General features: G+C 70.7%; 23 protein-coding genes. 15 read left to right on the top strand and 8 right to left on the bottom strand.

All coding sequences use genetic code 11. The annotated features are described in order from the left end of the window. Positions 1-28: 28 nt before the first annotated feature. Positions 29-307 (top strand): glutaredoxin family protein, encoded by a 279-nt coding sequence (locus tag QRO03_RS04505; protein WP_285136321.1) that lies wholly within the window; start codon positions 29-31, stop codon positions 305-307. After that, positions 304-606, top strand: a complete 303-nt coding sequence (locus tag QRO03_RS04500; RefSeq protein WP_285136320.1) for a Dabb family protein — start codon at positions 304-306, stop codon at positions 604-606. Before QRO03_RS04505 ends, QRO03_RS04500 begins: the two co-directional genes overlap by 4 nt. Before the next feature lie 90 nt (positions 607-696). On the opposite strand, the gene QRO03_RS04495 is transcribed toward QRO03_RS04500, so the two are convergent. Further along, positions 697-1,764, bottom strand: coding sequence for an ATP-binding cassette domain-containing protein (locus QRO03_RS04495; RefSeq protein ID WP_285136319.1), 1,068 nt, complete (start codon positions 1,762-1,764; stop codon positions 697-699). Between the two features lie 98 nt (positions 1,765-1,862). Then, positions 1,863-3,203 (bottom strand): aspartate--tRNA(Asn) ligase, encoded by a 1,341-nt coding sequence (gene aspS / locus QRO03_RS04490; protein ID WP_285136318.1) that lies wholly within the window; start codon positions 3,201-3,203, stop codon positions 1,863-1,865. Positions 3,204-3,367: 164 nt separating this feature from the next. On the opposite strand from aspS, the gene QRO03_RS04485 reads away from it, so the two are divergent. The 6 genes from QRO03_RS04485 to ccsB all read left to right on the top strand — a co-directional run bounded on the left by QRO03_RS04485 (position 3,368) and on the right by ccsB (position 8,997). Next, positions 3,368-4,075, top strand: a complete 708-nt coding sequence (locus QRO03_RS04485; protein ID WP_285136317.1) for a DedA family protein — start codon at positions 3,368-3,370, stop codon at positions 4,073-4,075. Positions 4,076-4,230: 155 nt separating this feature from the next. Next, complete coding sequence (locus QRO03_RS04480) at positions 4,231-4,875, top strand: histidine phosphatase family protein (RefSeq protein WP_285136316.1); 645 nt, start codon at positions 4,231-4,233, stop codon at positions 4,873-4,875. Further along, the gene (locus QRO03_RS04475) at positions 4,875-5,480 is read left to right on the top strand and encodes a TlpA family protein disulfide reductase (protein ID WP_285136315.1); all 606 of its coding nucleotides are present in this window, start codon (positions 4,875-4,877) and stop codon (positions 5,478-5,480) included. The genes QRO03_RS04480 and QRO03_RS04475 overlap by 1 nt, the downstream gene beginning before the upstream one ends. Beyond that, positions 5,477-6,223 (top strand): cytochrome c biogenesis CcdA family protein, encoded by a 747-nt coding sequence (locus QRO03_RS04470; RefSeq protein WP_285136313.1) that lies wholly within the window; start codon positions 5,477-5,479, stop codon positions 6,221-6,223. The genes QRO03_RS04475 and QRO03_RS04470 overlap by 4 nt, the downstream gene beginning before the upstream one ends. Further along, positions 6,204-7,985 (top strand): cytochrome c biogenesis protein ResB, encoded by a 1,782-nt coding sequence (gene resB, locus QRO03_RS04465; protein WP_285136312.1) that lies wholly within the window; start codon positions 6,204-6,206, stop codon positions 7,983-7,985. The genes QRO03_RS04470 and resB overlap by 20 nt, the downstream gene beginning before the upstream one ends. A 4-nt stretch (positions 7,986-7,989) precedes the next feature. Then, positions 7,990-8,997 (top strand): c-type cytochrome biogenesis protein CcsB, encoded by a 1,008-nt coding sequence (ccsB, locus tag QRO03_RS04460; protein WP_285136311.1) that lies wholly within the window; start codon positions 7,990-7,992, stop codon positions 8,995-8,997. Positions 8,998-9,391: 394 nt separating this feature from the next. Here ccsB and QRO03_RS04455 read toward each other — a convergent pair whose 3' ends face one another. The 3 genes from QRO03_RS04455 to QRO03_RS04445 all read right to left on the bottom strand — a co-directional run bounded on the left by QRO03_RS04455 (position 9,392) and on the right by QRO03_RS04445 (position 15,746). Continuing rightward, complete coding sequence (locus QRO03_RS04455) at positions 9,392-9,922, bottom strand: endonuclease domain-containing protein (RefSeq protein ID WP_285136310.1); 531 nt, start codon at positions 9,920-9,922, stop codon at positions 9,392-9,394. Between the two features lie 587 nt (positions 9,923-10,509). Continuing rightward, the gene (locus QRO03_RS04450) at positions 10,510-12,852 is read right to left on the bottom strand and encodes a YhgE/Pip domain-containing protein (protein WP_285136309.1); all 2,343 of its coding nucleotides are present in this window, start codon (positions 12,850-12,852) and stop codon (positions 10,510-10,512) included. Further along, positions 12,849-15,746 (bottom strand): MMPL family transporter, encoded by a 2,898-nt coding sequence (locus tag QRO03_RS04445; protein WP_285136308.1) that lies wholly within the window; start codon positions 15,744-15,746, stop codon positions 12,849-12,851. The genes QRO03_RS04450 and QRO03_RS04445 overlap by 4 nt, the downstream gene beginning before the upstream one ends. Positions 15,747-15,863: 117 nt before the next feature. Here QRO03_RS04445 and QRO03_RS04440 point away from each other — a divergent pair, with 117 nt between their 5' ends. Continuing rightward, entirely contained in the window at positions 15,864-16,490 is a 627-nt protein-coding gene (locus QRO03_RS04440; RefSeq protein ID WP_285136307.1) for a TetR/AcrR family transcriptional regulator, read from the top strand. Here the strand turns inward: QRO03_RS04440 and QRO03_RS04435 are convergent. Then, a complete protein-coding gene (locus tag QRO03_RS04435) occupies positions 16,477-17,478 on the bottom strand; it encodes an o-succinylbenzoate synthase (protein ID WP_285136306.1) in 1,002 nt (333 codons plus the stop codon). The genes QRO03_RS04440 and QRO03_RS04435 overlap by 14 nt on opposite strands. A gap of 47 nt (positions 17,479-17,525) precedes the next feature. Here QRO03_RS04435 and QRO03_RS04430 point away from each other — a divergent pair, with 47 nt between their 5' ends. Beyond that, a complete protein-coding gene (locus QRO03_RS04430; protein ID WP_285136305.1) occupies positions 17,526-18,323 on the top strand; it encodes an LLM class F420-dependent oxidoreductase in 798 nt (265 codons plus the stop codon). Positions 18,324-18,412: 89 nt separating this feature from the next. Here QRO03_RS04430 and QRO03_RS04425 read toward each other — a convergent pair whose 3' ends face one another. Beyond that, positions 18,413-19,546: a Fic family protein gene (locus tag QRO03_RS04425; RefSeq protein ID WP_285136304.1), complete on the bottom strand. Its 1,134-nt coding sequence runs from the start codon at positions 19,544-19,546 to the stop codon at positions 18,413-18,415. 183 nt (positions 19,547-19,729) lie between these two features. Between QRO03_RS04425 and QRO03_RS04420 the strand changes: the two genes are divergently transcribed. From QRO03_RS04420 to QRO03_RS04410, 3 genes are read left to right on the top strand one after another with little or no spacing between them, the layout of a single operon-like run. Continuing rightward, complete coding sequence (locus tag QRO03_RS04420) at positions 19,730-20,632, top strand: 1,4-dihydroxy-2-naphthoyl-CoA synthase (protein WP_285136303.1); 903 nt, start codon at positions 19,730-19,732, stop codon at positions 20,630-20,632. 49 nt (positions 20,633-20,681) lie between these two features. Then, the gene (locus QRO03_RS04415; protein WP_285136302.1) at positions 20,682-21,833 is read left to right on the top strand and encodes an AMP-binding protein; all 1,152 of its coding nucleotides are present in this window, start codon (positions 20,682-20,684) and stop codon (positions 21,831-21,833) included. Between the two features lie 11 nt (positions 21,834-21,844). Beyond that, a complete protein-coding gene (locus tag QRO03_RS04410; protein WP_285136301.1) occupies positions 21,845-22,816 on the top strand; it encodes a 1,4-dihydroxy-2-naphthoate polyprenyltransferase in 972 nt (323 codons plus the stop codon). Positions 22,817-22,906: 90 nt separating this feature from the next. Here QRO03_RS04410 and QRO03_RS04405 read toward each other — a convergent pair whose 3' ends face one another. Further along, the gene (locus QRO03_RS04405) at positions 22,907-23,227 is read right to left on the bottom strand and encodes a DUF4229 domain-containing protein (protein ID WP_285136300.1); all 321 of its coding nucleotides are present in this window, start codon (positions 23,225-23,227) and stop codon (positions 22,907-22,909) included. Positions 23,228-23,301: 74 nt separating this feature from the next. Here QRO03_RS04405 and QRO03_RS04400 point away from each other — a divergent pair, with 74 nt between their 5' ends. Both QRO03_RS04400 and menD read left to right on the top strand, forming a co-directional pair. Then, positions 23,302-23,724: a PLD nuclease N-terminal domain-containing protein gene (locus tag QRO03_RS04400; protein ID WP_285136299.1), complete on the top strand. Its 423-nt coding sequence runs from the start codon at positions 23,302-23,304 to the stop codon at positions 23,722-23,724. Between the two features lie 6 nt (positions 23,725-23,730). Further along, on the top strand, positions 23,731-25,509 hold the full coding sequence (menD, locus tag QRO03_RS04395) for a 2-succinyl-5-enolpyruvyl-6-hydroxy-3-cyclohexene-1-carboxylic-acid synthase (protein WP_285136298.1): 1,779 nt from the start codon (positions 23,731-23,733) through the stop codon (positions 25,507-25,509). The last annotated feature ends 42 nt before the right edge of the window (positions 25,510-25,551 follow it).

The following is a 25,551-nucleotide window of genomic DNA, read 5'->3' as shown; positions in this document are numbered from 1 at the left end:
GCGCGTCCGCCCCTCCTAGGATGGACGTGTGACCACCCTCACGCTGATCGGCAAGCCCGACTGCCATCTGTGCGATGTGGCCGAGCAGATCGTCGAGACGGTCGTCGCCGACCTTCCCGCGGACATCGCCGAGCGCATCGACATCGAGCAGGCCTCGATCGCCGACGACGCGGCCCTGCACGCCGTCTGGTGGGAGAAGATCCCCGTCGTGCTCATCGACGGCGAACTGCACGCCCACTGGCGGGTCTCCGCAGACCGCCTGCGAGCCGCGTTGATCGCGGCAGATTCCGAAGGAGCCTCCTCGTGAGCATCCGTCACATCGTCCTGTGGAAGCTGGCGGCCGACGACGCCGACACGCGAGCGCTGCACGCCGAGCAGATCGCCGAAAAGCTCCTCGCCCTGCGCGAGGTCGTGAGCGAGATCAACCACATCGAGGTGGGCCGCAACACCGTCAACCCCCAGTCGAACTGGGACGTCGCGCTCGTCAGCGAGTTCGCCGACGCCGCCGCCCTCGAGCGGTATCAGGTTCACCCGGCGCACCAGGAGGTCGCGGCGTTCGTCCGCTCCGTCGTCGCCGAGCGCTCCTGCGTCGACTACCCGTTCTGATCCCCGGCCCGCGGGTTCCCGTCGGACTTCCTCGCCGGCGCATCGCGCAGAACGGCGCGCACCGCTGAGGCGCCACGTGCTCCGTGGTCGTCAGTCCTGGGAGAGCACGCTCGCCGGAACGGGTGCGAGAGCGATGCGCACGCGCGCGTCGTCCTCGAGGCGCCGCTCGGCGGGGTGCTCGACCACGACACGGCTGCCGTCGGCGGCGAGGACGGTCGTACGGCGGACGCTGCCGAGGAACGTCGTCTCTTCGACGACGGCGTCCACGCCCGGCGCGTCGGCCGCGACGAGCACCACGTTCTCGGGCCGGACCACCACCTCGCAATGACCGTCGTGTGCGGCGCCGGCGAGGGGCAGTCTCTGGCCCCAGACCTCCACGACGGCGCCCTCGACGATCCCCGGCACCGTGCTGACCGGCCCCAGGACCTCCGCGACGGCGGCATCTCCGACACGTCCGTAGACGTCTGAGGGAGAGCCTCGGGCGATGATCCGTCCCTCGTCCATCACGACGAGCTCGTCGGCGACGGCCGCGCCTTCCGCGGTGTCGCGGGTGGCCCAGAGGGTCGTCACCCCGCGCTCGCGCAGTTCGCGGACCAGACGGTCGCGCGTCTCCGCGCGGGCGGTCGTGTGAAGCGCTGCGAGGGCGTCGTCGAGCGCGAGGGCACGGGGGCGGGATGCCAGGACCCGCGCCACCGCCCACCGCTGGCGGTCGCCGAGTGCGAGTCGGGACACGGCGGCATCCGGGGTCTCCAACCCGACGAGCTCGCACAGGCGATCCGTCTCGAGGTCGGGGTCGACGACGCCGGCCTGCCGAGCGACCGCTGCGATCGACGCGCGCACGCGACCGAAGCGCGGCGCCGACGCACGGTCCGCCACCACGGGTAGGCGAGGGGCGGCGGCACCCGCGCGTCCCTCCACCTGCACGGTGCCGGCGTCGCAGCGCTCGGCACCGGTCGCGAGTCTGAGCAACGTCGATGCCCCGCACCCCGACGGGCCGATGATCGCCGCGATCCGACCGGCCGCGATGTCGAGGTCGATGTCGTGCAGCACGCGGACGCCCGCGCGGTCGCGGCTGACGCCGCGGAAGACGATCGACCAGCCCCGGGAGCGTGACGCACGCCCCATTCCCGCGGGGTCCACGGGCGTGACGGCGACCATGCGCCTACGTTATGGGTCGCCGATGACACGCGAACGCCCGGGGAGTGAACCCCGGGCGTCGCTCGGTCGAATCGTGGACGTCGGTGCGGACGCCGTGCTTACGGAGCCAGGCGGGTCGGTCCGCGGAAGAGGTAGGTGACCTCGCGGATGGACGACTCGCCCAGCAGCAGCATGAGCACACGGGCGAGGCCCATGCCGAAACCGCCGTGCGGCGGGGCGCCGAAGCGGAAGAAGTCGAGGTAGAAGTCGAGGTGCTCGGGGTCGAGACCCTTCTCCTTCGCCTGTTCCACGAGCACGTCCACGCGGTGCTCGCGCTGGGCGCCCGTCGTGATCTCGACGCCGTTGAAGAGCAGGTCGTACGACTTCGTCAGCCCGGTCTTCTCATCGCGCATGTGGTAGAAAGCGCGGATCTCGGGGTGGTAGTCGGTGATGAACACCAACTGGTGTCCGTACGTCTCGGCCACGTGCGCCGCGATCTGACGCTCGCCCTCGGGGTCGAGGTCGCCGTCGGTGCGGGGGATGTCGTATCCGCGGGCGGCGACGATCTCGCGGGCCTCGGCGAGGGGGATGCGCGGGAAGGGCAGCGACGGCACCTGCACCTCGACGCCGAACAGATCCTGGATCTCGGCGCCGTGCTTGTCGGCGACCGCCTGGAACGCCGTCTGCAGCAGTTCCTCCTGCATCCGCGCGACGTCTTCGTGCGAATCGATCCAGCTGATCTCGGCGTCGATCGAGGTGAACTCGGTCGCGTGGCGGCTGGTGAAGGAGGGGTCGGCGCGGAAGGCCGGGGCGATCTCGAAGATCTTGCCGAAGCCGGCGACCTGGGCCATCTGCTTGAAGAACTGCGGGCTCTGGGCGAGGTAGGCCGTCTTGTCTTCGAAGTACGGCACCTCGAACAGCTCGGCGTTGGACTCCGAGGGGGAGGCCATGAGCTTGGGGGAGTGGACCTCGATGTAGTCGCGCTCGACCCAGTACGTGCGCATGGCGTGCTCGAGGGTGGTCTGCACACGGAAGATGAGGTTGTTGCGGCGCTGACGCAGGTCGATGAAGCGGTAGTCCATGCGCTTGTCGGGGCTGCTGTCGGCGGCGATCGGGGTCTCGGGGTTGGCCGCGGCGGCGATCACGAGTTCGCCGACCTTGATCTCGACCCCGCCGAGCTTCACGCGCTCGTCGTGCTTCAGCTCGCCACGCACCGTCAGGAACGTTCCGGTGGCGAGGCCACCGATCGTCTCGGTGAGGGCGAGGGCGGCGGCATCCTGATCCGTCGCGTCCTCGGAGGGGCGCGTCGCCGGGTTCACGAGCTGAACGGCGCCCGTCTCGTCGCGGAGGACGACGAACTGCACCTTCTTCTGATCGCGCACGGTTTCGACCCAACCCGACACCTCGACGGCGCCGGCGGGAAGGGATTTCAGCTGGTTGACCAGGACTCGTTCGCTCACGATCGACCATCCTACGTGCGCCGGTCGCGCGGGACGGGGACTCGGGGGCGGGCTTCGCGGCATCCCTCCGCTCGGGGGCAACCCCCAGGATTCGCACCTGTACGGGTCGTAGCCTGAAACGGGCGTCCGTTCGGGCGGCCGATCACCGAGCGCGAAGGCACCCGATGACCGACACCACCCTCACACTCTCACCTCTTCGAGCCGCGACCGGCTCCGGCGAGGGGCAGTCGTGGCTGACGTCGCTGGCCGACTGGACCGTCTCGCTCATGGAGATCATCGGCCCGGTGGGTGCAGGCGTCGCGATCGCGCTCGAGAACCTCTTCCCGCCGCTGCCCAGCGAGGTCGTCCTGCCGATGGCGGGGCTGACCGCCAGCCGCGGTTCCTTCACGCTCTTCGAGGCCCTGCTGTGGACGACGGTCGGCTCGATCGTCGGCGCATTCATGCTCTACGGCCTCGGCCGCTGGCTCGGGGCCGCGCGTCTGCGCGCCTTCGCGGCCAAGATGCCGCTGTTGCACCCCGAGGACGTCGATCGTACGGTGGCGTGGTTCGAGCGGCACGGTGGCAAGGCGGTGTTCTTCGGCCGCATGATCCCGATCTTCCGGAGCCTCATCTCCATTCCCGCGGGGGTGTCGAAGATGCCCCTGTGGCGCTTCGGACTGCTCACGGGCGCCGGCAGCCTGATCTGGAACACGATCTTCGTCCTGTCGGGCTATCTGCTGGGCGAGAACTGGCACATCGTCGAGGAATACGCCTCGATCCTGCAGTACGTCGTGATCGGTGCGGTGGCCATCGGCGTCACGTGGTTCCTGTACGCGCGCATCCGCTCCCTGCTCGCCTCTCGGCAGGATCCGGCCTCGCGCACCGACGCCTGACGGACGCTCGGACCCTCCGTTCCGGGCCCCTCTCCGCGGCGGCTCGGGAACCTTTCCCCGTCGCTCGCGGGGGCGGCGTCGCACGGTATCTCCACGTCGAAGCAACCGGCCCGCCCGCTCAGTCAGACCACAGAACCCGCGCCTAGACTGGCCTCGTGACCGCCGATCGCCTGCATCTCGTGCGCCACGGAGAGGTCCACAACCCCCGTCGCGTGCTCTACGGTCGGCTCCCCGGTTTCGGCCTCAGCGCTGCCGGTCGGCAGATGGCACGCCAGGCCGCCCAGTACGTGCGCGGGCTCGATCGGCCCGTCAGCGCGCTGGTGGTCTCACCCCTGCAGCGCACGCGCGAGTCGTCGGAGCCCTTCACCGAGATGTTCGGCATCGACGCCTACATCGACGACCGGGTGATCGAGCCGACCAATGTCTTCGAGGGGCGGCGCATGAAGCAGGCGCTGGCCAACCCCCTCAATTGGCGCCACCTCAGCCGCCCGGCCGTGCCCAGCTGGGGCGAGCCGTACGAGCGCATCGTGGCCCGGATGACGGATGCCATGACCGACGCCTGGGAGCGGGTGCCCTCGGGCGACGTCGTCGTCGTCTCACATCAGCTGCCGATCTGGGTGACCCACCTCGCCCTCTCCCACCAACCCACCCGCCACGACCCTCGCAAGCGCCGGTGCGCGCTGTCGAGCGTGACGAGCTTCGAACGGCGAGACGGCGCCGACGGCTCGACGCGCTGGGTCGAGGTGGCGTACGCCGAGCCGGCATCGACCGCCGGAGCCGTCGACGTAGGAGCCGTGTGATGCGCCGAATCCTCACCGCCGCGGGGTCTCTGGCCGCTGCCGCGGCCCTCGTGCTGGGCCTGGCGGCCTGCACCGCCGACCCTCTCGCCGACCAGTACCGCGCCGGTGACAACAAGGGCTACATCGCCGCGAACGGTTTCCAGACCGCCGAGATCCCGGCCGGAAGCCGCGGGGAACCCGTCGACTTCGCCGGCACGCTCGACGACGGTTCCGCCGTCTCCAGCGCCGACTACGACGGCAAGGTGCTCGTGGTGAACTTCTGGTACGCCACGTGCGGCCCGTGCATCATCGAGGCGCCGCGCCTGGAGCAGGCGTACAAGACCTTCGAGGGGCAGGACGTCGCGTTCCTCGGCATCAACACGTACGACCAGCCCTCGACCGCGCAGTCCTTCGCGCGCGACCACGACATCTCGTACCCGAGCGCGATGGCCGTCAACGATGCCGAGCTGAAACTCGCGTTCAATGACAAGACGCCGCTGAACGCGACCCCGACCACCCTCGTGCTCGACAAGCAGGGGCGCGTCGCTGCGCGCATCGTCGGCGAGCTGCCCGAGGCCTCGATCCTCGAGGCGATCGTGCGCACCCTGGTCGCGGAGGACGCGTGAATCCCGGAGCCCTCGTCTTCGACGGGGCGCTGTGGGTCGCCGTGCCCATCGCCCTGGCCGCCGGCCTCATCTCGTTCCTCTCCCCCTGCGTGCTGCCGCTCGTGCCGGGCTACCTGGGGTACATCGGCGGTGCCGTCGCTCCCCGTGGGGGCTCGGCATCCACCGGTCGAGGTCGCCTGCTGGGCGGAACGCTGCTGTTCATCGCCGGGTTCACGCTCGTGTTCATGGCCTTCAACGTGCTCGGCGGTGCCGCGGGCGCGTTCTTCACCCGCTACGGCGACGTGATCACGCGCATCCTCGGCGTGGTGATCATCCTGATGGGGCTCGTGTTCATCGGCCTGTTCGGCATCGCACAGCGGTCCGTGCGGATGCAGGCCAAGGGCAACCTCGGTCTCATCGGGGCGCCGCTGCTCGGCATCGCCCTCGGCGTCGGCTGGACGCCCTGCATCGGGCCGACGCTCACGGCCATCCTGTCGGTGTCGTACAACCTCGGAGACCCCGGTCGCGCCGCCCTACTGGGGCTGGCGTATTCGCTGGGCCTCGGCATCCCGTTCCTTCTTCTCGCGCTCGGCTTCGGGTGGGCGACCCGGTCCGTCGCGTTCCTGCGCAAGCACATCCGTGCGGTCAACATCGTGGGCGGAGTGCTGCTCGTCGTTCTCGGTCTCGCCATGGTGACCGGTGTCTGGGGCGCATGGATGTCGTCCCTGCAGGGGGTGATGAGCGGTGTCCAGCTCCCCCTCTGACCGGTCGCGTGAGGAGCCCACGGACGGCGTCCTGCGCCCGTCCGACCACGCCGATTCCGCCGCGGCATCCGATTCCGACGACATCACCCAGCCGCGACTCGGGGTCGTGGGGTGGGCGCGCTGGGGCTGGCGACAGCTCACGTCGATGCGCACCGCCCTCGTGCTGCTGCTGCTGCTCGCGATCGCCGCCGTGCCGGGTTCGCTCGTACCGCAGCGCACCGCGGATCCCAACGGCGTGACGCAGTACTTCACCGACAACCCCGACCTGGCGCCGGTGCTCGACAAGCTGAGCCTCTTCGACGTCTACACCTCGCCGTGGTTCTCGGCCATCTACCTGCTGCTGTTCATCTCGCTGATCGGCTGCGTGCTGCCCCGCACCAAACACCACTGGAAGGCCCTGCGCTCGCAGCCGCCGCGCACCCCCGCTCGTCTGTCGCGACTGGACGATCACCGCACCCGTACGATCGCGGTCGACGGTGATCCGGATGCCGCGGCATCCGCCGCCGTGGACACCGCCGCCGCTCAGCTGCGCAAGAGCGGCTACCGGGTCGCCCGCTACGACGGGCGCGGCACGTTCTCGGTGTCGGCCGAGCGCGGCTACCTCCGCGAGACGGGAAACCTCGTCTTCCACGCGGCCCTGGTCGGCGTGCTCGTCGCGGTCGGCCTGGGCGGCGGGTTCACCTACACCGGGCAGCGCGTGCTCGTGGAGGGTCAGGCGTTCGCGAACAGCCTGCTGGACTACTCCTCGTTCAACCCGGGCCGTTTCGTCAGCGGCGACACCCTCACGCCCTATTCGATGACGCTCGACCAGTTCGATGTCAGCTATGTGCCTCCCGGGCAGCCCGGCTCGGGGCAGGCCGGTGACTTCGTCGCCCACGTGACCACGCAGGCTCCCGGGGGCGACCCGCAGGACGGCGAGGTGCGCGTCAACCACCCGCTCGACGTGCGCGGAGACCGCGTCTACCTCCTCGGCAACGGCTACGCCCCCACCGTCACGATCCGCGACGCCGACGGCCGCGAGGTGTTCCACGACTCGGTCGCCTTCCTCCCTCAGGATGCCAACATGACCTCGCTCGGTGTCATCAAGGTCGCCGACGGACTGCCCGAACAGCTCGGTCTGCTCGGCTTCTTCTATCCGACGATGGACGTGCTTCCCTCGGGGGCGCTCACCTCGACCTACGGCGACCTGGAGTACCCCGTGCTGACGCTGCGCGTCTACGAGGGGGACCTCGGCATCGACGACGGCACGCCCCGCTCGGTGTACACCCTCGACCCCTCGGGCATGACCCAGATCGCCGGCGGCGACAGCGGCAACCCGGCGCTCCAACTCATGCCCGGTCAGACCGAAGACCTGCCGAACGGCCTGGGCACCATCACGTTCGAGAACGAGGCACCTGCGGGGGCGTCCGGGTACGACGGGTCGGTCAAGCGGTTCGCATCGCTGTCGATCCACCGCGATCTGGCCGGACCCTGGGTGCTCGCATTCGCCCTGCTCGCCCTGTTCGGTCTGCTCGCGGCGCTCTTCGTCCCGCGCCGACGCATGTGGGTCAAGGCCACTCCGTCGGCGAACGGGGTGTCGATCGAGTACGCGGGCCTCGCGCGCGGGGAGGATCCGACCCTCGCCGCGGCCGTCGACCAACTCGTCGAGAAGCACGCCACCACCCTGCCCGCGGGCGGTCGGCCCGATACGAGCCCGACCGGTCCCGACGCCGGTGCGCCCACCCCTGCACAGAGCCAGCCCGTCACCGGAAAAGTAGACTGAGACCATGCCCGGAACCGATCCGATTCTCCTCGACGAGATCTCCCTCCTCTTGGTGTGGACGGCGGTCGCCATCTACGTGCTGGCGTTCATCGCCTACGCCATCGACCTCGCTCGGCGCTCCGACCTCGCTCTGAAGGCGAAGGACGAGGTCGTCGCGCGCGAGCTCGTCACCGCGGGCGGCGGGGGAGTGATCGGTGGGTCCGCCGGGTCGTCGGCATCCACCGCCGCATCGAAGCCGCGCTACCTGTGGGCCCGCCTGGGCACCGTGCTGACGACGCTCGGGTTCGTCTTCCACCTCGTGGCGACCGTCTTGCGCGGCATCGCGGCCGAGCGGGTGCCGTGGTCGAACATGTACGAGTTCGCGCTGACGGGTCTGCTGCTCATCATCGCCGTCTACCTCGTCGTGCTCACGCGCTACGACCTGCGTTTCCTCGGTTCGCTCATGACGGGCCTCGCGGTGCTGCTGCTCGGCGGCGCGACGCTGGCGTTCCACGTCGAGGTCGTGCCGCTGGCCGACCCGCTGAAGTCGGTGTGGCTCGTCGTGCACGTGTTCGTCGCGAGCCTCGCGACGGCCCTGTTCGCCCTGGCCTTCGGCCTGTCGGTCGTGCAACTCATCCAGGCGCGGCGCGAGCGCAAGCTCGCCGAGGCCCCCGCGGACGCCGAGCCGAAGCGCAGCTTCCTGCGCACCGTGCCGTCGGCCGACGCCCTGGAGTCGCTCGCCTACCGCTTCGCCATCGTCGGCTTCATCTTCTGGACCTTCACGCTCATCGCCGGCTCCATCTGGGCGAACGACGCGTGGGGCCGTTTCTGGGGCTTCGACACCAAAGAGGTGTGGACCTTCGTGATCTGGGTGCTGTACGCCGGGTACATCCACGCCCGCGCGACCCGCGGCTGGCGCGGAACAAGGTCGGCATGGCTGTCGATCATCGGCTTCACCGCGGTGCTGTTCAACTTCACGATCGTCAACGTCTTCTTCAAGGGCCTGCACGCGTACAGCGGTCTGACGACCTAAGCGTGTCGGCGTGCCCCGCATCGGGGCGCGGGTGGGTGCGCGGCGCGGATGCGTCGTTTCTCGGCGTTGGCTCAGCGTGCGGCGCGGGTGTGAGCTGCGCGGGCGGGCGTTGCTCGCGTGTGCGTGCGGTGTGAGCGGTGCGTGCGGGCGTTGCTCGCGTGTGCGTGCGGTGTGAGCGGTGCGTGCGGGCGTTGTGCGCCCGTGTCGACAGGGGTCGCCCCGGGAATCACCATCGATCGTCCAAGACACGCCGCATCATCGGGCCGGGAACGGCGATTCCTGGACACTCGACGGAACGGTCGTGGGTCCCGCGGCGGGCACGCCTGCGTCCCCCGAGGGGTGAGCGTCCAAAACACGCCGCGTGCGCGAGGCGCCGCCGGAGTTTCGTGGACACTCAACGAAGGCGAGCCGTGCCCAGGGCGCGCCGAACGGGTGTCACGATGTCGTGACCAGGGGTGGCGAGGTGGTGGGCGAGAACACGGACGAGCGTCCATCCCTCGGCGCTGATCGCTCTCCAGCGGTCCGCGTCGCGACGGAACTGTTCGGGGTCGGCATGTTGTCGGCCGTCGTACTCGACCGCCACTCTTTGTCGGGGATAGGCCATGTCGAGTCGTGCCACGAACGCGCCCCCACCCGTGCGCAGAGTCCAGTTCAGTTCGGGCTCGGGGAGCCCTGCCTGCACGAGGATCAGGCGCACGGCGGTTTCGCGAGGTGATTCCGCCCCGGGGCGAACGAACTCGAGTGCGTGGCGAAGCGCGGCCGCTCCCCGTCGCCTCGCCCTTGACGCCACGTCGGAGAGATCGGATGACGGGTCACCCTCGGCGAGAAGCCAGTCTCCGACCGCGACCAGATCCTCCCATTGCAGAGTGGCACCCAGCTGCCCCCAGGTCTCGACTCGGGTGGCGACCGGAAGATCATCGACCATTGTCACCCCGTCCTGTGGCATGGAAAGTCTGTGCCCGACGACGTTTCGGGTGCGCGGCTCACGCAGGGGCGGGGGTGCGCTCACATGGAGAGCCTGCCCGTGACGGAAGGGAAGCGGCATGCCCCACAGCACAGCCGCCGTCTCGTGACTGAAGAACTGCCCGCCGATCATTCTCGGGAGGTAGGCACGGCACCGGTCGCGAACGGATTCGAGAGATCTGTCTCCTTCTGTGCTTCTCACGCCGGGGAACGGCGCGCTGACGTCACGAGCAGACAGCCTCCTCCGGGGCACTCCCAGCCGGTCGGCGTCTCGGACGTGGAAGACCGTGCCGAGTTCTGGAGGGAGAGGGCGAGTGCTCATTGCGCCATCCGACACCACCCGTCCGCGCGCGCGCCCGCCGACCCCTCGCACCTGTGGATGGGCGGGTTGTGGAGGAGGTCTGCCGACATGTCGCCGAGTGATTGAGTGTCCAGGACACGCCGCTTCAGGTCGGCGGACACGGCGGGTCTTGGACACTCAACGGACCACGGGCACGGGCGCGCCCCGCGGCGCGGGGCGCGCCGCGGGACGGGCCGTGGCCGAACGGGTCAGGCGGGCAATGCGGCGGCGCGGGCGGAGGTCGTGCGGCGGCGCACCACGATCAGCGTCGTGACGATCAGTGAGAGCACTGCCCAGACCACGAACCCCGCGATGCCGGTGGCGACGCCGCCCGACGACGACAGGGCGCCGAGCATCGCGTCGTACACCGGCGCGGTGGGCATCAGGGCCGCGGCCGCGGCCAAGGCGGGAGGCACGGTCGAGACGATCGTCGCGCCGAGAGCGAGAGCGCCGATGACCGCGGCCACCCAGCGCCCGGCGCCCCCGAACACGGCGACCAGAGCCTGATGCACGGCCGCGAAAGCGATTCCCGCGGCGACGCAGATGAGCGCGAAGAGTGCCCAGTCGCCCCAGTCGTAACGGGATGCCACCTGCACGACCGCCGCGACCAGCAGGCCTTGCGCGGCGCCGACGCCGGCCGCGGGCAAGAAGCCTCGCAGGGCGACGAGGGCGGAGGGGCGGCGGCTCGTGAGCGCCCGCGCCGAGACGGCTTGGAACGCCACGAATGAGGCGAGTCCGCCGAACCAGAGCACCGCCATCGCCAGGAGGGGCACCGCCGCGAGGCCGAAGAGCGAGTCGCTCGCACCCGTTGCCGAGACGGGGTCGGCGACGACGTCGGCGAGGGTGGCCGCCTCGGCGTCGGTGTAGGTCGGCACCTGCGACACCGCGGTGTCGAGCCCGTCGGCGAGGGATGTCGTTCCGGATGCCACCTGGTCGACGCCGTCGGCGAGCTGACCGGCACCGTCAGCGGCGTCCTGGGCGCCGGTCGCGAGTTGCGACGCGCCGTCGGCGGCCCCCTGGGCGCCCGCCGCGAGCTGCGAGGCGCCGCCTGCCGCACCTTGCGCCCCCGTGGCGAGCTGCGCCGCGCCGTCACGGGTCTGCGCGAGCCCACCGGCCAGCTGCGAGGCGCCGGAGCCGAGCGCGTTCGCACCGGTGCCCAGCTGCCGTGCACCGTCGCCGAGTCCGGTCGCGCCGGCTGCCACGCCGTCGATGCCGCCGGCGATCGTGTTCAGTCCGCTCTCGGCGTCGCGTGCGCCGACGGCCAGGCCTGCGGCTCCCTCGGCCAACTGCGCGTTGGCGTCGGCGATGGTGCGGACGCCGGCGGGGAGTTGGGCCGCCTGCCTGGCGATCTGCGCGACGTCGGTCACGGTCTGCTGGGCGCTCGGGAGGGCGGCGTCGGCACGGTCGGAGGCGACCCGCAACTGCTCGCACAGCTCGGGGCTCGTGCTTGCATCGCAGGTGTCCGCCAGGCGCCGCAGATCGGCTGCGGCGGTGACGAGGGCGTCGTTGACCTGCGGCGCGGCGTCGGCCACGTCGTTCGCGGCCTGCTCGAAGCCCGGAGGAATGGCGTCGGCGATCTGTCCGATCTGGTCGGCCAGCTGGCGGTTGCCCTCGGCGATGCCGTCGGCGCCGCCGGCGAGACGTCCGACCCCGGCCGCGGCGTCGCGCGTGCCGGTGGCGAGTTGACTGGCACCGCCGGCGAGCTGGTCGGCGCCGTCGGCGAGTCCCGTCGCGCCGCTCGAGATCTGTCCGGCACCGCCCGAGAGCTCGCCCGCCCCGGCCGCGAGCAGACCCGCACCGTTCGACAGGGCTCCCGCACCGGTGGCGAGCTGTCCGACGCCTCCCGAGAGCTGGTCGACCCCCGTCGCGAGCTGACCGACGCCGCTCGAGAGTGCGCCGGCGCCGTCGGAGAGCTGGCCCACGCCGTCCTGCAGCCCGTCTGCACCGGTGGCGGCCTGCGTGGCGCCGTCGGCGAGCTGGCGCGCTCCACCGGCCGCTTGACCGAGCTGGTCGCCGAGCGTGGTGAAGCCGAGGAACACGTTCTTCAGGTACTGCGACGACAGCTCGCTGCCGTAGACGCTGGACGCGGTGGATGCCAGTTGCGCGGTGATCGCGCCGTCGACGACACGCGCGTCGGGCGCCGTCTGCACGTTGATGGTGGCCTTCTCGGGTGTCTCTCCGGGGCGGGTGGAGAGCGAGGCGGCGGTGAAGTTCTCGGGGATGGTCACGACGGCGGTGTACGTGCCGTCGGCGAGACCCGCCGTGGCGTCCTCGTCGTTCGAGATGACCCAGTCGATGTTGCTGGGCTGGTCGTCGGCGCCCTTTACCAGGCCGCCGGTGAGTTGCCGACCCAGAGGAACGAGTTGACCGTCGAGCTCGACGGCCTTGTCGTCGTTGACGATCGCGGCCGTGATGTTGTCGAGCCGGTCGGTGGGGTCGTACAGCGCGCCGACGAGGATGCCGCCGATCACCGCGGGCAGCAGCAGGACGCCGATCAGCGTCAGCCAGGTGACGGGGCGGCGTGAGCGGGAGCGCTCGACGGGGAGAGTCATGCGAACACCTCGGAGATATCGGCGAAGGATTCCGGTTGCGCCGGTTCGCTCGGGCGGTGACGGCGCAGGGTCGGCAGGGCGAGGGAGGCCACATCGGGCCGCTGCGCCTCGGCGAGCAGCGCGAGGGCTCGGCGTTCGTCGCGCGCCGAGACGATGAGGGTGAGGGGCGACGAGGCGTCATCGGATCGCTCGCGCGCCGCGGTCGCGGCTCGACGCAGGACCTGCGCCACCTCGTCGCGGGCATCGTCGTCGAGGCGGTCCACATCGGACACCACGACGATGCGCGCCCCGCCTCCGACGGCCTGACCGACCTCGGCGCCGGCGGTCTCGGGATCGTCGAGCAGGGCGACGCCGACGCGTGCCCGCACGGCGCCCGCGCGCTCGGGCACGAGCAACCCGTCGACCCGCAGCTTTCCCTCGATCTTCGACAGACGACCCGCCACAGCGAGGAGCAGGGTGCGGGTCGTGGGAGTCTCGCCCGTGACCAGCAGCGTCCCCCCGTACCCGAGGCGCACCGAGACGTCGCGGAACACGGGCTCCTCGGCATCCGTTGCCGGGACCGTCCGCAGATCGTCGGCGGCGAGGGACATCGCCGGTTCGGTGGGCCAGTCGGCGAGGCGCACTTCGCGTTCGACGGCCTCGCCCTCGACGTCGAACTTGGGGAGCAGCCGGTCGAGCCAGCGCGGCATCCACCAGGCCTTGTCTCCGAGCAGGGCGAGTACGGCCGGCACGAGAGTCATGCGCACGAGGAACGCGTCGACGGCGACGCCGACGGCGAGGCCGAGCGCGATGGGCTTGAGGCTGGAGTCGCCCTCGGGGACGAACGCCACGAAGACGGCGAACATGATGACCGCGGCCGCGACCACCACGCGGGCGGATGCCGCGAACCCGCTGCGGACGGCTCCGAGCGCGACCTCGCGCGGCGTGCGTCCGTCGCGATGCGCGTGCACGTAGTCCTCTCGCATGCGCGACACGAGGAACACCTGGTAGTCCATGGCGAGACCGAAGAGCACGCCCATCACGACGATCGGCATGAAGCTGATGATGGGACCGACCTTGGCCACGTGCAGCGCGTCGGCGAACCACCCCCATTCGAACACCGCGGCGACAACGCCGAAGGCGGCGGCGACAGACAGCAGGTAGCCCCCGGCGGCGGTGAGGGGTACCCAGATCGAGCGGAAGACGATCATCAACAGGATGAGCGACAGTCCGACCACGAAGAGGCCGAACGGCAGCAGCGCCGCCCCCAGTTGGTCGGAGATGTCGATCGTGACGGCGGTGTACCCGGTGACGAGGAGGCGCACGCCGAACTCGTCGTAGAGGCGGTCTTCCTGCGCCCGCAGCTCGCGGACGAGGTCGGCGGTGCGGGGGTCGTCGGGAGCGGTCTCGGGCACGATCTGCACGATGCCGGTGTCGGCGGTCTCGTTCGGCGTCGCGAGCGCGACCTCGGCGACGCCGGGGATCTTCGCGATCTCATCACCGATGTCGGTCATCAGGGTGAGCGGGTCGTTGCTCGTGACGATCGTGCCGGTCATGATGAGCGGGCCATTGGCTCCCGGCCCGAAGTACTCGTCGGTCAGCTCGTACGCCACTCGGGCTTCGTCGCCCTCGGGCAGCTGTCCGGCGTTCGGCAGGGTCAGGGCGAGAGATGCGGCGGGGATCGCCGCCGTTCCGAGGAGGGCGACGATGGCGACGGTGGTGACGACGGGACGCCGTGTCACCAGCCCCACCCAGCGCTTCGCGGGGCCGTTGCGCTGCGCGCGGATGGCCGCGGTGTCAGCCTTCTCACGACTCTCGGCGGCAGCCCGGGCGGCCTCGGCGGGGTCGTCGACGGCAGCACCCCGAGCGCGTTTCTCGGGTCGCTTGTGTCCCCACCCGACCACGCGATGGCCGGCGAAGCCCAGCAGCGCGGGCGTCAGGGTGAGACCGACGCACACCGCGATCGCGACCGCGACGGATGCGGCGATGCCCATCGTGGTCAGGAACGGGATGCCGGCGAAGCTCAGCCCGATGAGGGCGATGAGCACGGTGATGCCGGCGAAGACGACGGCCGATCCCGCGGTGCCGACGGCGCGCGCGGTCGACTCCTCGGGGTCCATTCCCGCCCGTGTCTGGTCTTGATGTCGCGACACGATGAAGAGGGCGTAGTCGATGCCCACCGCGAGTCCCAGCATCACTGCCAGCAGCGGCGTGGTCGCCGACACGGTGGCGAAGCCGGTCGCGATGAAGATGAGGCCGATCGAGAGGGCGACGCCCAGGATCGCCGTGGCCAGCGGCATGCCGGCCACGAGGAACGAGCGGAACGTCATCATCAGCACGAGCGCGGCGATCAACACGCCGATCGCCTCGGTGAGGGAGGCGCCGGGGATCTCGGTGGCGAACAGCTGCCCGCCGAGCACGGCCTGCGAGCCCGCGGGCAGGGCCGAGCCGAGGGGTGTCGCCGCTTCTCGCAGACCGTCTTCCGTGGCCTGCGGAACGGCCGTGGCCTCGCCGGAGAACTGGATGCGCACGATCGCCGCGCGGTCGTCGTCGGCGACGCCGCCGGAGATGCGCGCGTCGTAGGGATCGGTGACGGCCTCGACGAAGTCGAGCCCCCCGACGTCGGCGGTCGTCGTCGCGATGGCGTCTTGATACGCCTGGTCGCGCACGCTCGCGCCGTCGGCCGCGACGACGATGATCTCGGCGCTCGCCCCGCTCACCTGGGGGAAGGTGCGCTCGAGCATCTCGAGACCGGCCTGCGACTCGGTGCCGGGGATGGTGAAGGTGTTGTCGGTGCCCTTGGCGAAGAGCGCGACCCCGCCGCCGGCGAGCACGAGCACCAAGAGCCACGCGGTCAGGACGCGCCACGGGTGGCGGAACGACCAGCGACCCAGGGTGTACAGGAATGTCGACACGGTGGCTCCCACGATCGGTGAACGAGTCGATACATCACCGTATCGGATACATCAATGTATCGTAGTCCGAGATGGTGACGTCGAACCTGGATGTCACCCGAGGACAGGAGGTCGGGGATGACCGATTCCGCTCCCGCGACGACGCGGCGCCGCGAGAACACCCGCATCCGTCTGATGGACGCCGCGGCCGAGATGTTCGCCGAGGTCGGCATCGACGCGGCATCCGTCGAGGCCGTCTGCGAACGCGCGGGCTTCACCCGAGGGGCGTTCTACTCGAACTTCGCCTCGAAGGAAGAGCTGTTCCTGGCGCTGTGCGCGCGGTCGGCTGAAACGACCATCGCCGCCGTCCGCGATCGGGTCACCTCCATCGAGGACCGCGGTCTCGAGGCCGCCGGCGATGTCCGGCAGCTGGTCCACGAGGTACTCGAGGCGACGGGGGAGGACCGCCTCGACGTGCTCCTCGGGGCCGAGACGCGGCTGCAGGCGCTGCGCAATCCCGAGTTCGCCGAGGCCTACCTCGCGCTGAACCAGGGACTCGGCGAGAGCGTCACCCAGCTCGTGCGCGACATCGCCGAGGCGCGCGGACTTGCGCTGCGCGTACCCGCCGACGTCGCCACCGAACTGCTGCTGTCGGTGTGGATCTCCACGTCCGAGACGGCCCTGCTCACCCGTCAAGCACCGGCGCTGTCGCGCTCGGGGCTGGCCGAGAGGCTGTCGCAGGTGGTCGGACTCATCCTCGAGTGACCTCGAGCAGGTCGTAGCAGCGACGAAGGCGCGCCAGCCACCAATCGCGGCGCTCGCCGTCGGCGGCCACGCGGTCGAGGTCGGCGGACGACGGACGGGGGCGTTCGAGCGACAGCATCCCGCCGCGGGCGACGAGAGGGGATGCCACCACGTCGGCGGCGAAGAGCGAGGCGGTGCCGAGCCCGCAGTCGAAGTCGAGCTGCGGCAGCGCCGCTGCGAGGGCGGCGCCCATCGACAGTCCGATCGAGGTGTCCAGCGCGCTCGAGACGACCGCGGGCAGCCCCGCCTGCGCGACGATGTCGATCGCCGCGTGCACCCCGCCCAGCGGCTGAGCCTTGATCACGAGCAGGTCTGCGGCGCCCGCGCGGGCGACGAGCAGGGGGTCGGCGGCTTTGCGGACGCTCTCGTCGGCGGCGATCGCGATGTCGAGGTAGGCGATGCGCTCCCTCAGCTGCGCGAGCTCGTCGATCTCGGCGCACGGCTGCTCCACGTACTCGAGGTCGAACTCGCACAGGGCGTGCACGGCGCGCTCGGCCTCGTCGACGTTCCAGGCCGCGTTGGCGTCGATGCGCACGCGCCCCTCCGGTCCCATGACCTCGCGCACCGCGCGGACGCGTGCCACGTCGTCGGCGAGCGTCTGCCCCGCCTCGGCCACTTTCACCTTCGCCGTTCGGCATCCGTCGTAGCGGGCGAGGATCCCGGCCACCTCGGATGCCGCGACCGCGGGCACCGTGGCGTTGACCGGGATCGCGTCGCGTCGCGCCGGCGGCACGGGCTCCCACCCGAAGTCGAGGGCGCCGGCGAGCCAGGTCGCCGACTCGGTGTCGGCGTATTCGGTGAAGGGGGAGAACTCCGTCCACCCCTGCGGTCCCTCGAACACCACGGCCTCACGGGTCCGGATCCCGCGGAACCGCGTGGCCAGAGGAAGCGCGACCACCCGTGCGGTGGCGAGGACGTCGGCGAGCGGGGGGAGGGGCGTGGTGCTCATGTCCCCATCCTGGCCCCGGTGCCGGTGGCCCGGAATAGGCTGGCCGCATGCTCTTCGACACCCCGGTCCGGCTCGGCGTCCAGATCCAGCCGCAGCACGTGCAGTACTCCGACATCCGCGACGCCGTCCTCCGCCTCGAGGAGATGGGGGTCGACGTCCTCTTCAACTGGGACCACTTCTTCCCGCTCTACGGCGACCCCGACGGCGAGCACTTCGAGTCGTGGACGATGCTGGCGGCCTGGGCCGAGCAGACCGAACGCGTCGAGTTCGGGGCGCTGGTCAACTGCAACAGCTACCGCGGCGCCGACCTCCAGGCCGACATGGCCCGCACGATCGACCACATCAGCAAGAAGGGCGGCGACACCGGCCGCTTCATCTTCGGCACCGGGTCGGGATGGTTCCAGCGCGACTACGACGAGTACGGCTACGACTTCGGCACCGCGGGTTCGCGCTTGAACGCGCTCGCCGCCGACCTCGACCGCGTCGTCGATCGCTGGGGCAAGCTCAACCCCGCTCCCACCCGTGGCATCCCCGTCATGATCGGCGGCAAGGGCGAGCAGAAGACGCTGCGCATCGTCGCCCGCCACGCCGACATCTGGCACAGCTTCGTCACCCCCGACGAGCTGCCCCACAAGTTCGGTGTCATCGAGAAGTGGGCCGAGACCGAGGGGCGCGATCTGTCGGGCCTGATCGTCTCGAACGAGCTCAAGGACCGCGACGAGACCGTGGCGGACGCACTCCTCGACGCCGGCACGCGCCTGTTCACCCTCGGCTTCTCGGGTCCCGACTGGGACTACTCCCTCATCGAACGCTGGCTCCGCTGGCGCGACTCCAAGAACGCGTGAGCCGGGCGGGGGACCCGACGTCACCGTGTCGTTCTCCGCGACTTCTCCTCGGCGCGTACGTCGACCGGCATCGACTCCCTTGGCGCTCGTCAGTCGGCTGAGAGCATGCGCGGCAGGTATCCGAGAGCGTCGAGGCGACGGATCAGGCGGGGCGCAAGGGGCCCGCGCGCTAGCGAAAGCCGATAGAACCGGGGCCCTTCTTCGGCTTGCTGAAGGAGGGATCGGTCGCGCAGGCTGCGGATGAAGCGTGAGCGGTGGGACGCCGTCCCCGGCACGATCTCCTCGAGATCCCCCGCCTTGATCACACCGCTTTCAAGGGCCGATCGCAGGGCCGCGTTCTCGTCGTGAGAGACGAGCCCGTCGCGCCGCAACGACTCGAGGGCCGGGCCCACCAGCTCATCGATGACGAACGCGTGGCGTTGCAACTCGAGGAGCCGAGCGATGTCGTCGCGGATGCCGCGCACGAAGAATTCGGCCCAGGCGACCGTGCCGGTGTCCGTGAGATCGTCTCCACTCTCCAGAGCGGAGATGTAGGCATCCCGGTCGTTCCCGAAAACGGCGGTGGGGTTCAGCGCGCTGAAGCCTCGCGTGGCGAAGATGGTCTTGCGCAACATGGCGTACGTGAAGAGCCGCGATACTCGCCCGTTGCCGTTGCGGAACGGGTGAATCCACACGAAACGGTGGTGTGCGACGGCGATCTGCAGCATCTGCTCGTGGAGAGGCTTCGACTCGTTTGCGAAGTCCAGGAGAGACGTCATCTCGGGGTGCACGGTGACCCACGTCGGGGGCACGTGAGCAGAGTTCGTGATCGCTACTTCCTGCTCCCGGTACGCGCCGGGGGTGGGGTCGCCTTCCCTGCTCAACCCGTCGACGACACGACGGTGGATCTCACGAATGAGGTTATGTGTGAGAGGGGTCTCGGGCGGGAGGCTGTCGATGAAGCGAGCTGTTGCGGCGATGTTGGTGATCTCGCGCAGTTGGTCGGCGCTCGATCCCACGGTCGCGTTGATCTGATCGAGCGCGTCGTAGACGGTCGTGTGATTGCCCTCGATCCGAGCGGAGACGACGCTCATGACCAGATCGAACAGTTGGTGGAGTTCCACGAAGGTGTCTCTCGGAGTATCTCCCGTACCGATGTCGGCGCGCAGACGTTCGATCTCGAACAGCGTGGCCACCAGCGGAGACTCGAAGTCGAGCTTCGGCATCGCGTACTTGTCGACCATGGTCGCCCTTCTTGCGGTAGCACGCGCGATTACTTGCGCATGAGAACGCGTGAAACTATATCTGTAAAGGAAAATCGAGGACGGTCTCAAGAGATTATTTGCATACGACGTTTTAGAAGAGTTGCGCGGTACGCCCCCCGTTATTGTGATCCGGCCCAAGATCCCCGCGCGTAGGCTGATCCGGTGACCGTCTCCGAGCTCTTCGATCCCGCGGAATGGACCCTGGCGCCCGGCGCCGCGGACTACACCGACATCACCGCCCACGTCACCCACGACGGGCGCGTCGCCCGCATCGCGTTCGACCGGCCCGAGGTGCGCAACGCCTTCCGCCCGCACACGGTCGACGAGCTGTACCGTGCCCTCGACATCGCCCGCCAGGACCACCGCATCGGGGTCGTGCTGCTGACCGGCAACGGACCGAGCGCGAAAGACGGCGGGTGGGCCTTCTGCTCGGGCGGTGACCAGCGCATCCGCGGTCGCGACGGCTACAAGTACTCGCACGATGAGACCGCCGTGCACGACCCGGGCCGCGCGGGCCGCCTGCACATCCTCGAGGTGCAGCGCCTCATCCGGTTCATGCCCAAGGTCGTCATCGCTGTCGTCCCGGGGTGGGCCGCGGGCGGGGGACACTCCCTCAACGTGGTGTGCGACCTGTCGATCGCGAGCCGGGAGCACGGTCGTTTCAAGCAGACGGATGCCGACGTGGGCTCGTTCGACGCCGGTTACGGCTCCGCGTACTTCGCGCGGCAGATCGGGCAGAAGTTCGCACGCGAGATCTTCTTCCTCGCGGAGGAGTACTCCGCCGACCGGGCATACGAGATGGGGGCGGTCAACCGCGTCGTGCCCCACGCCGAGCTCGAGCGGGAAGCGCTCGCGATGGCCCGCACGATCCTCACCAAGTCGCCCACGGCGATCCGGATGCTCAAGTACGCCTTCAACGCCGTCGACGACGGTCTCGTCGGTCAGCAGCTCTTCGCCGGAGAGGCGACCCGCCTCGCCTACGGCACCGACGAGGCAGCCGAGGGCCGCGATTCCTTCCTCGAGAAGCGCGACCCCGACTGGTCGGGCGTGCCGTGGCACTACTGAGCGAAGAGGTGCCGCACGAGACGGGCATCGCGTCCCGCGGGTGCCGCGCGTGAGGCTCGAACCCCCGGCATCCGAGGATCCGCGAGACGTTCTGCGGGCGTTGCGCGCGGCCGTGCTCGGGGCGGGTCCCGCGATCTCCCTCGGAGGGGCGGGCCTCGCCGGCGAGGTTCCCGCGGGAACGGCCGCCGTCGTGACGACGTCGGGCTCGACGGGTGTGCCCAAGTCGGTGGTGATCGGCCGCAACGCCCTCATCAGCAGTGCGTACGCGACCGCCGCCCGAATCGGCGAGGGTGCGTGGCTGCTGGCCGTGCCCGCGACGTACGTCGCGGGCGTGCAGGTCATCGTCCGGGCACTGCTCGCCGACCGCGAGCCCGCCGTCGTCAGCGGTCCCTTCCGGCCCGAGCCCTTCGCCGCGGCCGCCCTCGGGATGGCCTCGCACGCCGATGGCCAGCGCGTACCGAGTTACACCTCCCTCGTCCCGGCGCAGCTGCAGAGACTCCTGGATGCCGCCGAGCACGACACCACCGTCGCTCAGGCCCTGCGGTCGTTCGAGGCGATCCTCATCGGCGGTCAAGCGCTCGCGCCGGCCGTCCGCCGGCGCGCGGAGGAGCGGGGCGCGCGCATCGTCCGCACCTACGGTTCGAGCGAGACCAGTGGCGGGTGCGTCTACGACGGTGTGCCCCTCGACGGCGTCGACATGCGCGTCGCCGACGGCGAGGTTCTCCTGTCGGGGCCGATGCTCGCCGAGGGCTATCTCGGCGACCCCGCGCGCACGGCATCCGTCTTCCCGATCGACGGCGCCGGCACGCGCTGGTACCGCACCGGCGACGGGGGCGAGATCGTCGACGGGGTGCTGCACGTCACCGGCCGTCTCGACAACGTCATCGTCTCGGGCGGCGTGAACGTCTCGCTCGATCGCGTCGAGGCCGCCGTCCGCGGCATGCCGGGGCTCACGTCGGCCGTGGTCGTGCCGATCCCGGATGCCGACTGGGGGCAGGGGTCGGCCGTGGTGGTGCCGGGGCTCGCAGCCGCAGAAGAAGAGACGGTTCTCGCGTCGGTGCGGGAGGTCGTGGCCGAAGCGGTGGGCGCGCCCGCGCGCCCGGCGCGCGTCGTCGCCGTCGAGGAACTGCCCACCCTGTCGTCGGGGAAGCCGGATCGAGCCGCCCTGCGCGCGATGCTCGCGCGGACCCCGCGGGCATAGGATGACCCTCCGTGGCAGCTCCGTCTCGTAAGCGTTCGACCCCGGCCAAGAAGCGTCGCCCCGGCGGCAATCCCCAGAAGCCGAAGGGCGGGGCGCCGCAAGCCGTCGCCCCGGCCACCGCGCGCGATTGGATCGCGGCGGCGCGTCTGCGGACCCTGCCCCTCGCCATCACCCCCGTCCTGATCGGCACGGGGGCTGCGACCCTCGTCGACGAGCAGTTGCACGGGGTGATCGCCCTCGCCTGCCTCGCGGTCGCGTTCGCCCTGCAGATCGGCGTCAACTTCGCCAACGACTACTCCGACGGCATCCGCGGGACCGACGACGTGCGGGTCGGGCCCGGCCGCCTGACCGGCGGCAGGAAGGCGAAGCCGCGCACCGTGCTGATCGTGGCGTTGGCGTTCTTCGCCCTGGCCGCCGTCATCGGCCTCGCGCTCGTCATCCGCACCGGGCAATGGTGGCTCATCCTGGTCGGGGCGGTGTGCATCGTCGCCGCGTGGTTCTACACCGGCGGCAAGCGTCCCTACGGCTACAACGCGATGGGCGAGCTGTTCGTCTTCGTGTTCTTCGGTCTCGTCGCCACCCTCGGAACGACGTGGCTGCAGGTGCGCTCACTGCCGCAGGAGGCGTGGTTCGGGGCGGTCGCCGCGGGTCTGCTGGCGTGCGCGGTGCTGCTGGCGAACAACCTGCGCGACATCGATCAGGACCGCCTTGCCGGCAAGCGCACGCTCTCCGTGCTGATCGGACGACGCGCCACCCAGGTGCTCTTCACGCTGTTCGTGCTCGTGCCGTTCGGCATCGCCGTGTTCCTCGCACTGGTCTATCCGATCGCGTGGCTCACGCTCATCGCGCTCCTCGGCGGGCTCGCGGCCATCCTCATCGTGTGGACGTATCGGACGCCCCGCGAACTCATCACGGCGCTGCAGGTCACGAGTTTCACCTCCGTCGCGTACGGCGCCCTGTTGTTCTGGGCGTTCGCGGGCTGACCCGTCCGCCGTCGCGCGGGGTGGAACGCTTCTCTCGCGACGGAGACGACCGCACAGGTCGCCCCGCCGTGCGCGGTCGCGCGAGCCGCGTCAGCGCTCCTGGCCGGCCTCGGGATCGGTGGTGCGCCGCGGGGCATCGAGTGCGGCATCCTCTGCATCGGCGTCTGTCTCAGCGCCCGTGCGGCGGCCGGTGGCGGCCCGTTCCGCACGGCGCTCGGCCAGGCCGCCGGTGACGTTCTCGAGCGGGCGACGCAGGAACAACAGCGACAGGCTGAAGCCGATGAGGGCCGCGAAGATCGCCGCGAGCCAGGGCAATTCCTGGAAGACGGGGAAGAGCAGCAGGATGCCGAGGGGCACCAGGAACGCGAGAAGTCGCAGCACCGTGTAGACGAGGGCCGAACGAGCACGCATCGTGCCAGTCTACGGCGGAGTGCGGCGCCCGTGGTTCCGGGCCGTCGTCCAGCAGACGCACGTAGAATCACTGCATGGCACGGTTGCTTCTCATCCTGGCGCTCGTGGCGACCGTCTTCTGGGTCTACACGATCGTGGACTGCGCCGTGCAGGCTCCCTCTCGTCACCGCGGGGTGAGCAAGGGCGCGTGGATGGCGATCGTCATCCTGCTGCCGGTGCTCGGCGGCATCCTGTGGTTCGTCATCGGGCGTGGCCGCGCTGCCGGCAAGACCGCAGCCGCGCGGCGCGCTCCCGACGACGACCCCGAGTTCCTCGGACGCATGACCGCCTCCGCCCGTGCCGACCAGGACGAGCGGATCCGCCGTCTCGAGGAGGAGCTCGCGCAGCTCGATTCCGAGGCCGACGACCCGCAGCCGCCGAAGAAGTCGACCGATCCCGACAACCCTCCGGGAAAGGGCGACGACGACACCCGCGGGCAGCGCGGCGCCGTCGGCTGAGCCGTCGTGGCCCCGCTGAACGATCGCTCGGGCGCGCCCGCGACCGACGCCGCCGCAGCGCTGCTGGCCGGGTTCGTCTCACGGGGCGTCCGCCACATCGTGGTCAGCCCCGGTTCGCGGTCGCAGGCACTCGCGCTGGTCGCCGCTGAGCTGGAGAGCGCGGGGCTCATCCAGCTCCACGTGCGCATCGACGAGCGCGTCGCCGGCTTCACCGCCCTCGGTATCGGGCGTGAGACGGGGACACCCGCGGTCGTGGTGTGCACGTCGGGGACCGCCGTCGCGAATCTCCTCCCGGCCGCCCTCGAGGCCCACCACGCCGGCGTCCCCCTGCTGTTGCTCACGGCGGATCGGCCCCCCGAACTCCGCGGCGTCGGCGCCAATCAGACGACCCGCCAGCCGGGGCTGTTCCGCCCGGCGGTGCGGTTCGAGGCCGACCTGGCCGTCCCCGACACGACCGACGTCGACGGCTCCGGCGAGCAGACCGCCGCCTTCGACGCGGTCGCGGGCGAGGCGCTGGCCGCGTCGCTCGGTGAAGGCATGCGCGCGGCCGGGCCCGTTCACGTCAACGTGCCCTTCCGCGAGCCCCTCGCGGGCGCCGTACCGGGCTGGCTCGCCGAGCGGGCGGCATCCCGCGCCGTCGAATCCACCCCCGATCCGAGTGAGGACACCTCCGGCGCGCTCTACCAGGGAGGCGGGGGGATCGGCATCGCCGACGTCGCCCCCGACCCCGAGGCGGCGCACCGCATCGAGACCGGCCCGCGCACGATCGTCGTCGCCGGCGCCGATGCGGGGCCGGCGGCGGAGCAGTTCGCGCACGCGGGCGGTTTCCCCCTCGTCGCCGAGATCGTCAGCGGGGCACGCTTCGGCCGTCAGATCGTGCACGGCTATCGCGCGTTGCTGCGCGAGCCGGCGCTGGGCGGACGCATCGAACGGGTCGTGCTGTTCGGGCGTCCGACGCTCAGTCGCGAGGTGGCCGTGCTGCTCGGGCGCGACGACGTCGAGGTGCTCGCCGTGCGCGGACCCGGCGAACCCGTCAACCTCAACGGCGCGACCATCGCGGTCGACGCCGTGCGGGTGACGGGCGAGGCGGATCGCACGTGGCTGGGCGAGTGGATGCGCGCGTCGCGCGACGCGGCCGTCGACCTGTCGCCGCGCGCCCCCGACGCCGAGGGTCTGGCGTCCGCCGTCCCGCATGAACGGCTCGGGGCGATCAGCGCCGAGGTCGAGGTGATGCGGGCGCCGCTGGACCGCGCCGCCCTCGTGGATGCGCTCTGGCGGGCGACCTGGCCCCACGACCGCCTCGTCTTCGGCTCGTCGCGGCTCGTGCGCGTCGCCGACGAACTGCTCGGCGGCAAGAAGGTGGCCGTGCACGCCAACCGCGGCCTGGCTGGCATCGACGGGACGATCGCCACGGCGAGCGGGGTGGCGCTGGCGAGCCAGGTCGACGAGCGACCGGGCGTCACGCGTCTGCTGCTGGGTGACCTGGCGTTCCTCCACGACATGGGCGCGCTGCTGCTTCCCCCCGGCGAGGCCGAGCCGCGGCTGCAGGTCGTCGTCGGAAACGACGGCGGCGGCACGATCTTCGACGGGCTCGAGGTCGCGGGGATCGCCGGCGCCGACGCGATGTCGCGGGTGCAGTACACCCCGCACACCGCGCGGCTGGAGCAGCTCGCGCTCGCGTTCGGCTGGGAGTACCACCGCTGCACCACCCGGGTCGCGCTCGACCAGGTGCTCACGGCTCCGACGGGCGGGAGACAGCTCATCGAGGTGCCCCTGCCGCGCTGATGCGGCCCGTCAACGGGTGGTGCACACCCGCGTGCCGCGGCA

It is taken from the genome of Microbacterium sp. lyk4-40-TSB-66 (genome assembly GCF_030209475.1).
Classification (GTDB): domain Bacteria; phylum Actinomycetota; class Actinomycetes; order Actinomycetales; family Microbacteriaceae; genus Microbacterium.
Note: the sequence above shows the minus strand (reverse complement) of the source record. Positions and strands in the feature narration are given on the sequence as shown.

Excerpts from the sequence above, each read along its gene's own strand:
- QRO03_RS04495 (WP_285136319.1), bottom strand. The coding sequence starts at position 1,764 with ATGGTCGCCGTCACGCCCGTGGACCCCGCGGGAATGGGGCGTGCGTCA.
- QRO03_RS04485 (WP_285136317.1), top strand. The coding sequence starts at position 3,368 with ATGACCGACACCACCCTCACACTCTCACCTCTTCGAGCCGCGACCGGC.
- QRO03_RS04475 (WP_285136315.1), top strand. The coding sequence starts at position 4,875 with ATGCGCCGAATCCTCACCGCCGCGGGGTCTCTGGCCGCTGCCGCGGCC.
- ccsB (WP_285136311.1), top strand. The coding sequence starts at position 7,990 with ATGCCCGGAACCGATCCGATTCTCCTCGACGAGATCTCCCTCCTCTTG.
- QRO03_RS04455 (WP_285136310.1), bottom strand. The coding sequence starts at position 9,922 with ATGGTCGATGATCTTCCGGTCGCCACCCGAGTCGAGACCTGGGGGCAG.
- QRO03_RS04450 (WP_285136309.1), bottom strand. The coding sequence starts at position 12,852 with ATGACTCTCCCCGTCGAGCGCTCCCGCTCACGCCGCCCCGTCACCTGG.
- QRO03_RS04440 (WP_285136307.1), top strand. The coding sequence starts at position 15,864 with ATGACCGATTCCGCTCCCGCGACGACGCGGCGCCGCGAGAACACCCGC.
- QRO03_RS04435 (WP_285136306.1), bottom strand. The coding sequence starts at position 17,478 with ATGAGCACCACGCCCCTCCCCCCGCTCGCCGACGTCCTCGCCACCGCA.
- QRO03_RS04430 (WP_285136305.1), top strand. The coding sequence starts at position 17,526 with ATGCTCTTCGACACCCCGGTCCGGCTCGGCGTCCAGATCCAGCCGCAG.
- QRO03_RS04425 (WP_285136304.1), bottom strand. The coding sequence starts at position 19,546 with ATGGTCGACAAGTACGCGATGCCGAAGCTCGACTTCGAGTCTCCGCTG.
- QRO03_RS04405 (WP_285136300.1), bottom strand. The coding sequence starts at position 23,227 with ATGCGTGCTCGTTCGGCCCTCGTCTACACGGTGCTGCGACTTCTCGCG.
- QRO03_RS04400 (WP_285136299.1), top strand. The coding sequence starts at position 23,302 with ATGGCACGGTTGCTTCTCATCCTGGCGCTCGTGGCGACCGTCTTCTGG.